Consider the following 9,167-nt stretch of genomic DNA (forward strand, 5'->3'; position numbering starts at 1 on the left):
CGGCAGTCATGGAACAAACCGGAGCCACTGAGCAACTGGCCGGAGCGGTGTAGGTGGCCGTTGTGGTGCCACAACCGGGCAGACTAACGGTGGCTGTGTGACTGATTCCATCGGAGACCAACCCATTAAAGACGGCGGTAAATGTGTTCTGGGCATTGGCCGTGGTGGAGAAGGTCTGGGACCCCCCGGCCAGGTTGACCGTCAGGGTAGCGGCTAATGGGTTAAGCACGGTCACCGTTACTGATGCGGAGTAGGTGTTGGTTGCCGTGCTGCAGCTTCCGGCCGTGGCTACCGCACTGACGGAGCAGACGGGGGCAATGGAGCAGGAAACGGGAGCGGTATAGCTGGCCGTTGTGGTACCGCAGCCGGGCAGGCTGATGGTGGCTGTATGAATGATTCCATCGGAGACTAGTCCGTTGAAGACAGCAGTGAACGAGCTGGTGTTGGCACCGATGGTCTGGCTGATCGGTGTGCTTCCAGGCAAGCTAACCGTGAGCGTTCCCGCTGTAGTGTTGGCCAAACTTACAACAACCGAAGCCGAGTAGGTATTAGTCGCCGTTGCGCATTGCCCCGCCGTGGCTACCGCACTGATCGAGCAGGGGGGAGCCACTGAACAGGAAGCTGGAGCAGAATAAACCGATGTGGTGGTCGAGCAACCGGGTAGTGTTACCGTTGCGGTATGAATTCCTCCATCCGACAGTAGACCGGGAACGACCACGGTAGCTACTGATGTGTTGGCGGCCACGGTCTGGCTGACGGGGGATGCGCCGGGAATACTAACTGTAATGGTGCCGTTCACTGGATTGCTCAAACTGACAGCAACCAGCGCCGAATACGTATTGGTGGCTGGGACGCACTGACTTGGCGTAGCAATAGCAGTCATTGAGCAGACGGGGGCAACTGAACAGCTAGTCGGAGCGGTGTAGGTAGCACTAACTGACTGACTAGCGAAGCTGGCCGTTACCGTATGGGAGCCGGTACCACTGCTCAAGCCTGCCAGCGTATACGCAATGGAAGTAGCGCCTGCACTAACCGATACGGTCGTTGCTACAAGGCCATCGGAGAAGATGACTGTACCGGCCGGAGCATTGGTGAGTGAAAGTGTTCCCGAAATAGCATACTGGTTGGTTGCACTCTGGCAGGTTCCGGGCGTTACGGTTAACGCCAGAACTGGAATCGCTACTGAGCAACTTGTTGGGGCTGTATAGCTGGCCGCTGTAGTACCACAACCGGGCAGGCTGATGGTGGCTGTATGACTGATTCCATCGGAGGTCAATCCATCGAAGACAGCCGTAAACGAGCTGGTGTTGGCACCGATGGTCTGGCTGATCGGTGTGCTGCCAGGCAAGCTAACCGTGAGCGTTCCCGCCGTAGTGTTGGCCAGACTTACAACAACCGAAGCCGAGTAGGTATTGGTCGCCGTTGCGCATTGACCCGCCGTGGCTACCGCACTGATCGAGCAGGGGAGTGCTACCGAACAGGACGCCGGAGCGGAGTAAACCGCTGTGGTGGTCGAGCATCCGGGTAGTGATACCGTAGCCGTGTGAATAGCGCCATCGGAAGGCAGACCAGGTACGGAGATGGTTGCTACCGATGTGTTGGCGGCTACCGTCTGGCTAACCGGTGCGGCTCCAGGAATACTGACCGTGATGGTACCCGTTACGGAATTCGTCAGACTGACGGCCACCAAAGCCGAGTAGGTATTCGTGGCTGTATTACACTGGCTTGGTGTGGCTATAGCTGATAATGAGCAGACGCAGGTAGTTGGACTCAGGCTGACGGTAACATCTGTATAACAGCCACTGCTGTTGAAAACGCGAACCGTGTAGGCCTGAGTCGCCACCGGATTTGGTAAATTACTCACGATAATCCCGTTGACTGGAATCGTTTGGGCTGCTCCTGAGAGCGGAGCGGATTCGTTAAAATCAGTACCTGCGGAATATTGATACGTGTATCCTGTCTTGAAGTTGGTTAAAACAAGTTGACCGTTTGCCTGTACAACGCCACCTGCGCAGGTCGCAGCCAGGGCTGACGCCTGGAATGTTGGCAACGTATCTTCCTCAACAATGAAGGGGCAGCAACTGAAGCTGGGGCATAGACCCGATAAACTATCGGCGGCCAGACTGTAGCTTCCAGGGGTTGTAATGTCGAGGATATGCGTTGTCTGCCCTACGATCAATACGCCATTTTTGTACCACTTATAACTGGTTCGGCCAGCGGGGGCGTTCAGTCGGAACAGATAAACATCGCCTGTACAAACCTGTACCGGAATTGTAGTACATACTTTAGCCGTATCGCCTGGTATGGTTGCTTTGTTGTACAGAATTCCCGAGCTATCGGCAATGGCCTGGTAGGTCAGGGTAAAGCTCTGAGAGGGGGTAAGGCTTCCCACAGTCCAGTTGCTAAGTGGGGTTCCCTGGTTGAAGGTTGTACCCGTCGGAACAGTAGCAGAACCGGCTACATAGCGCAGGCCAGTTGTCATCGAATCGCGAACCGTAACATTCGTAGCGGTAGTGCTGCCCGTGTTGGTCAATACGACGGTATAAGTCAGTACATCGCCAAGTTTAGCTTTAGGTTTGCTGACGTATTTCGATAGAGTTAGCTGCGTGCCAGCCGGTTGTGTACACGAGCCTGGGGCCGTGTAGGTTGTTGTGGTTGTTGAACAACCGGGTAAAGTGGCCGTTACCGTATGCGAAGCCCCATTGGATACGATGCCATTGAAGGTAGCTACGGCAGTGGTCGTCCCGGTGGAAGCCGGAACGGTAAAGGTTACGCTATTGACTCCATCCGTAACCGTTAGTATGCCAGCCGTCGGATTGGTCATCGTAACCGTTACTGTATTGGAGAAGGTGTTGGTGGCCGTGCTGCAGAGTCCGGGTGTGGCCACTGCATTAACCGAGCATACTGGAGCTACCGAACAACTGGCCGGGGCTGTGTATGTGGTGCTGGCGGTAGGGCAGGCTGATGCACTGCTGGTAACCGTTACCGTGTGTACAGCTCCATCGCTTTGCAGGGTTGTGTAGCTGAAAGCAATTGAGGTCGTACCGGCGTTGGCCGTTAGCGAACGAACATAACTGCCATCCGTCAGGGTCAGGGTCTGACTGGTGGGGCTGTTGGTCAGGTTTATTGTTCCACTCAGTACATACTGGTTTGTCGCCGGATTACAGTTGGAGCCGCTGGCCGTTACACTCAGATTGCAGTCAGGGGCTGATGAGCAACTCGCTGGTGCCGTGTAGGTTGTCGTTGCGGTCGAACAGCCAGGTAGTGTGGCTATTACAGAATGCGTACTGCCATTGGAGAGTAATCCAGGGAAAATAACCGTAAAGGTGTTGCTGGCACCGGTAGTGGTAGCGAAAGGCTGGGTTTGTGTGCCGTCCGTAATTAAAAGCGTACCCGATGTTGGATTATTGACCGTTACTACGACTGTTGACGAATACGTGTTGGTCGCTGTAGCACACTGACCAGCCGTGGCTACCGCACTGATTGAACAAACCGGAGCCACTGAACAACTGGCCGGAGCGTTGTAGGTGGCCGTTGTGGTGCCACAACCGGGCAGACTAACGGTAGCTGTGTGACTGATTCCATCGGAGACCAACCCATTAAAGACGGCGGTAAATGTGTTCTGGGCATTGGCCGTGGTGGAGAAGGTCTGAGATCCCCCAGCCAGGTTGATGGTCAGGGTAGCGGCCAGTGGGTTGAGCACGGTCACCGTTACTGATGCGGAGTAGGTGTTGGTCGCCGTCGCGCATTGACCCGCCGTAGCTACCGCACTGACGGAGCAGACGGGGGCAATGGAGCAGGAAACAGGTGCGGTATAGCTGGCCGCTGTAGTACCACAGCCAGGCACGCTGATGGTGGCCGTATGGCCAAGACCATCGGAGACTAAGCCGTTGAAAACAGCCGTGAAGGTTGGGGTATTAGCTGCAATCGTTTGACTGATCGGACTACTGCCCAGTAAACTCGCAGTGAGGGTAGTGGCTGTTGCGTTAGTTAGCGCCACGACCACTGTAGCCGAATAGGTGTTGGTTGCCGTGTTGCACTGCCCGACGGTCGCTACGGCACTGATCGAGCAGGGAGGAGCGACCGAGCAGGAAACAGGTGCCGTAAAGGTCTGGCTGACAGGAGCGCAGGCTGAGTTAGAATAGCTGGCCGTGATGGTATAGGTTTGACCATTACTCACTAGGCCTGAATAGCTGAATGTGCCTGATGCATTGCCAGCAAGTAGCGTAAGGCTTCTGGGGGTAAATGCGTCTGAGCTTATGGTCAGCGTACCACTAGCCGGTACATTGGTTGACGCAATCGTGCCTGACAGCGCATACGTATTCGTGGCGGATGTACATAGACCAGGGGTGACCGCCAGAGACAGACCACACGCTGGTGCGGCTGAGCAGGATGCAGGTGCCGTGTACGTTGTGGTTGCCGTACTACACCCTGGTAATGTAGCCGTTACGGTATGTAAGCTGGCATTAGACAGTAAACCTGTTAAGGAATAGGTCGCTGAAATTTGCCCTACAGAAACACTGAATGAGGTAGTACTGCTCCCATCTGTCACCGTGACAACCCCGGCTGTAGCACTGGTCAGGCTAATGGTTCCGGTAACCGTGTAGCTGTTGGTTGCTGGCTGGCAGGCTCCCGGAGTTGCCGTTACCCCTATGGCACAGGTGCCACAAACGGCTTTGGCCAGCGTTACCGAGACCACCGTTGAACAGACTGGACCGCTATAGACGATGATCGAGTAGCTCTGCCCTGCTGAGGTAGCGGGGTCAGCTAATCCGGTAAATGAAACCGCCGAGGAAGATACGGGTTGTCCGCTAGCGGCTGTGTAGGCTGGTGCTGGACCAGCTGTGTATAAGAATGCTTTGTCTCCATTCTGAACACCTGTCAGATCAATACGGGCACTATTAGCCGTTACCGTTTGACCCACGCAAATAGCTGGGGTAGCCACAAGACTGGCTATTACGGCTGGCGCACAGGCAAACCCCGCATCAAGGGTATGATTGACCGTACCGGCTCCACCCGTAGTGAAACTGATTGCTGGTAAACTATTGCCACCGATCGTGGCCAATTGAACATTGGAGTCATTTAGAGTACTAGCGGTTGGCGCTGTACTCAGAGCCTGGGTAATCTGGTACCGATTTGAACTAATGGTAAGCGAACCTCCTGCAAACTGGCCACCAGTGCCAAATACCACCTGGTAGGCTGTGTTAGGTAGGAGTGTTGTATCTGCTCCTGTACCACTCCAGGTGCCGTTGGTCAGTTTGCTTTTCGACGAGAAGTAATACTCTCCATTCGTATTTGTTGTTGTGGTCGCTACAACGGCCCCTGCTTTATATAGGGAGACATTAACACCTGACAAACTCTGTTCGCAAGGGTCCTGAATCCCATCATTATCGGTGTCGAACCAGACACGGTTACCGATTTCGATGAAGGTAGGCGTAGTACAACCTAGTTCAAAGTCACCTAAACCGACTGATTTCTGGAGGCTTCCGTTTTGAAAAACAACATAGGCTGACTGAATCGAACCGTTGGCGTTTGAAAACTGGCGGAATCCGTTGGCGTATGGCACTTCGTTTAGTGGGTCCATTGCCGAGGCCAGCACGTTTCCTGAGCCCGGCCGTATAGCCAGACCTCCCAGTGCATTCTCCGTGTGGACTAAAATACCAGCCTGAATGAAGTCGTCATTGTAAAATTCGCCCGAACCTGGTCCCTGGCTATTGTTTGGCAAAGCCCCGGTAATACCAGCGACCTTTGCATTGTTTTCGAGAATATAAACACCGTTGATATTGGCAGCCCGGAGTATATCGCCACCACTGATCGCATAGTAAAGCCTGGTGTCGTTCGACCGGGTGCCATAATTATCGGCGGCTCCCTGTAAACCTGTACGGTCAGCAAAGGCCAGTACCATCGAGTTGTCGATGTCGAATTCAATGCCCGACAGAATAGGCTGGCTACGTAACAGGTAATGCCCATCGATAAAGACCAGTTGATCAAAGTTATCCGTCCAGGTGCGCCAGTTGTTCGAAGCGGCTCCCTGCTGTATATCATCGTTCAGCAGAGCAGGGCCTTTTGGATAGGTCAATGGGAAGTCAAAAATAGTGCTCCAGGTATTGGCTACGGGGTCCAGTGCATAGACAAAGGCCCGCATATCTGATCGATTATCCGTTACTGACCCGTCGCATATAACGCCTACATATATTTTCCCTTTATGGTATTTGATACCCCAGGGCCGGGAGTTATTGCCATTCGAGCAGCCGCCGGGGATGGCAAATGAAGTCGACGTGGTTGGTGGGGCTCCTCCTGCATTGTAGGTCGATATATCCAGTTTGTAGACCTTCTTGTCGAACAGGTTGACGAAATAAAGCTGGTTCCCGTCCGATGAAATGGTTAAGCCGCCAATCCCCACTTTACCGACCTGCGAGAAGGCAACCGAGTCATGGCTAAACGAGGTAGCACTAGCCGATAATCCCCGGCTGACGTTACTGCCCACACTAGCCGATCCGACGTTGATACCCAGGGTGGTTACGTCCAGAAAATTACTGATCGCATTGGTGGTTGGATTGATGGCATAAATACCGCCCAGCCCCAATGGGCCCACGCCAGCATGCCGACGCAGCACCGATGAGGTAAAGATGGTTTTGGTTTGTTTGTTGTAAACCGTACCCCAAAGTGACCCAACTTGCGAAGCACTGGCTATATGAGCCGGATTGGTTGAATTCGTATAGTTGCCCGATCCGGTAGAAGTTGAAAAGTCAGTATAATTTACGGATACAAAGGCATCCTGCGTAGCTGCCGTTCCGCTAACCAGTGGGTTTCCATTCACGTAGCAGGGAACGAAAATTTTGGGGTTGTTCTGGCAAAAATCTGTTGGGTCCGACATACCCAGATCGACTCCGCAATCGGGCGCTGTGATGAATTGGACCGTTGTCCGACCATCTACCCCATTCGGCGTTCCCTGAGCTGAGTAGGCTGCTGGGAGGTTCGTAAACTCCACTCGAACCGGATAATTGCCAACGGGGATGGTTAATTTATATTGACCGTTTACATCGGTCGTTGTGGTGTATGTGGTACCGGCACAATCGTATGCTTTTACGACAATGCCAGAAACCCCGGTTGTTTCCCCGGCATTTTTTATCCCATCGCCATTAAAGTCATTGAAAGCCGTACCACTCAGGTCAGTACCGGGGGTACAGGTTATTGGCTGACAGGCCGCCGGGGCTGTGAAGGAGGCCGTGCTCGTACAGACGGTATTACTTGCAAAAGAAGCGGTTACTGTACCGCCCGCGCCGTCGGCTGGAATTTCGAAGGTAAATACCTGAGGAGAAACAAACTCTACCGGAACCTGGGTTTCGTAAGAGTCCAAATCAAAAAAGCTGATAATATTAATACCGGGCGTGATCTGCCGGGTTTGATTTCCCACTTTAACAATCAGGTTGTCGTTGGCTGGTGCATCGGTCCAGCGAACTTCTACACTTACAGTAGCCCGACTACCTGCTGTGGTGTTGTAACAGCCTGAAACGGTTGGTGTAACCGATAAAGTCGTTGTTGCCTGGTACGTAATGACCAGCTTAGGGTCACCGCTGCTGGGCTCATCGTAAGCATTGGCTGAAGGTCCTGTGCCCGAAGCAGCGTTGAGTAATAACGTAATTGCATTATTAGGCTTCCAGTCGGGGCGATTGACGATTTCCTGCACAATGGCCTTCAGATCGGGCGTGCGTTGATTCACGCCCTGAGCGCCATTACTCCAGGTGGCTGAATTTGTCCAGTTGACCGATGCCGATGTGGGTGCTGTCGTATAACGGGTTGAAATATCGGCAGAGCCAATAGCCGCTGTAAACGAATTTGAATTGGCAACATTATGTCCGCGAATCCCTACGTTCGCTATGCCAGCCGTTGTCGATGTCGTGTTATTGCCCGTAAATTGGATATAGGCGCTTGTGATTGTCGCTGATTTCGGAATGTACACCGATGCGAAACGGATACCTATATACCGATTGAAAAAAGCCAGGTCGGCACTAGCGGTATTGATCGTTGCCACGGTTCCAGAAGTGACTTCTGTAGCATCGTCGCCACTTAATGTAACGGGAATGGTTAGTGTCGAATTGGAAATGCATTGGGCTAATCCCGCAGAGAATAGCTGCGTTAAAAAGAACAAAGACAGGGTAAGACAGGTTACTTTTACCAGTCTACCAGGAGTAAAAGGCCGTTTCTGAATTACTTGCGTGGTCGACGCCATAGTACAGGTAGGCATAGAGTAAAAAAATTAAAATGAATTACGAGGAACGTTGAAGTAATAGCACATCTATCCACCCGAGAGTGGTTCGTGTTTCCTGGATGTCTTTGTTGGATATAGCTGATTAATGCCTGTTGGCTTTGACAAACGTCCCCATTCCGTTGGGTCAGCCACTGTGCTACAGTCGAAAAACGGCAAGTGCTTTAGAGGCAAACTACCAAGTTGCTTGTCTGCTAACTTGATTTACCCGTTGTTTTTAAAGTAGATATAATGGTTGACATAAACGCCCAATGAAGGCCTTAATTTTTCCCTCATTGACAACGGTTACATTGGTCAAATAGTGGACTCCACAAATGCCATGCCAGTAAATGCGGATTCGCTTGAAAGGTCTGTAATAAAGCAGTTTTATATATAAAAAAGGAAAATTTGTGCTTTTTTTGATCTGCATAGTTCGAGGTTTAGTTCACTTGATTCGTGCTTCGACTAGGTGCCTGTTACTGTATAGTGATTTCTTATAAGTTTATTTTTGGGACCAATTAAGGGGTGATATGTTTTTTTGAGGAAAATATTTTTCATAGGGTAACATAAATGGGGTTTAATTTATAAATTAAGTTGCTTTGGTAAATAAATGATGTAGGCTAAGAGGGCCATTCGGGACGATTTTGATTGACTAACTGTAGAACAGAAAGCGGTATCGAGCATTGCTCGATACCGCTTTCTGTTCTACAGAGTATAGCGAATTCATTTTGGATGGATTCGCTACTCATTTTATTTAATTCTGGGATCTCCAATTCTCAGCGGGCGCTTGGTCTGGGTGATCACATAGGGCACACACACCTCGGCCGGACATCCACACACCGTCGGCAACAACAACACCGTCACATCCCGGTAACAGCCCGAACGAGCATACACCCGCACCGTGTACGACTGGGCCGTG

The 9,167-nt window shown here is 52.0% G+C and carries 1 protein-coding gene; it reads right to left on the bottom strand.

What is annotated here, in order from left to right; genetic code table 11:
• The coding region (locus BGO59_RS14645; RefSeq protein WP_293684366.1) for an SdrD B-like domain-containing protein at positions 1-8,248 on the bottom strand (8,248 nt) is incomplete at its 3' end.
• Positions 8,249-9,167: the final 919 nt, after the last annotated feature.

This window comes from Spirosoma sp. 48-14, from assembly GCF_001898575.1.
Lineage (GTDB): Bacteria > Bacteroidota > Bacteroidia > Cytophagales > Spirosomataceae > Spirosoma.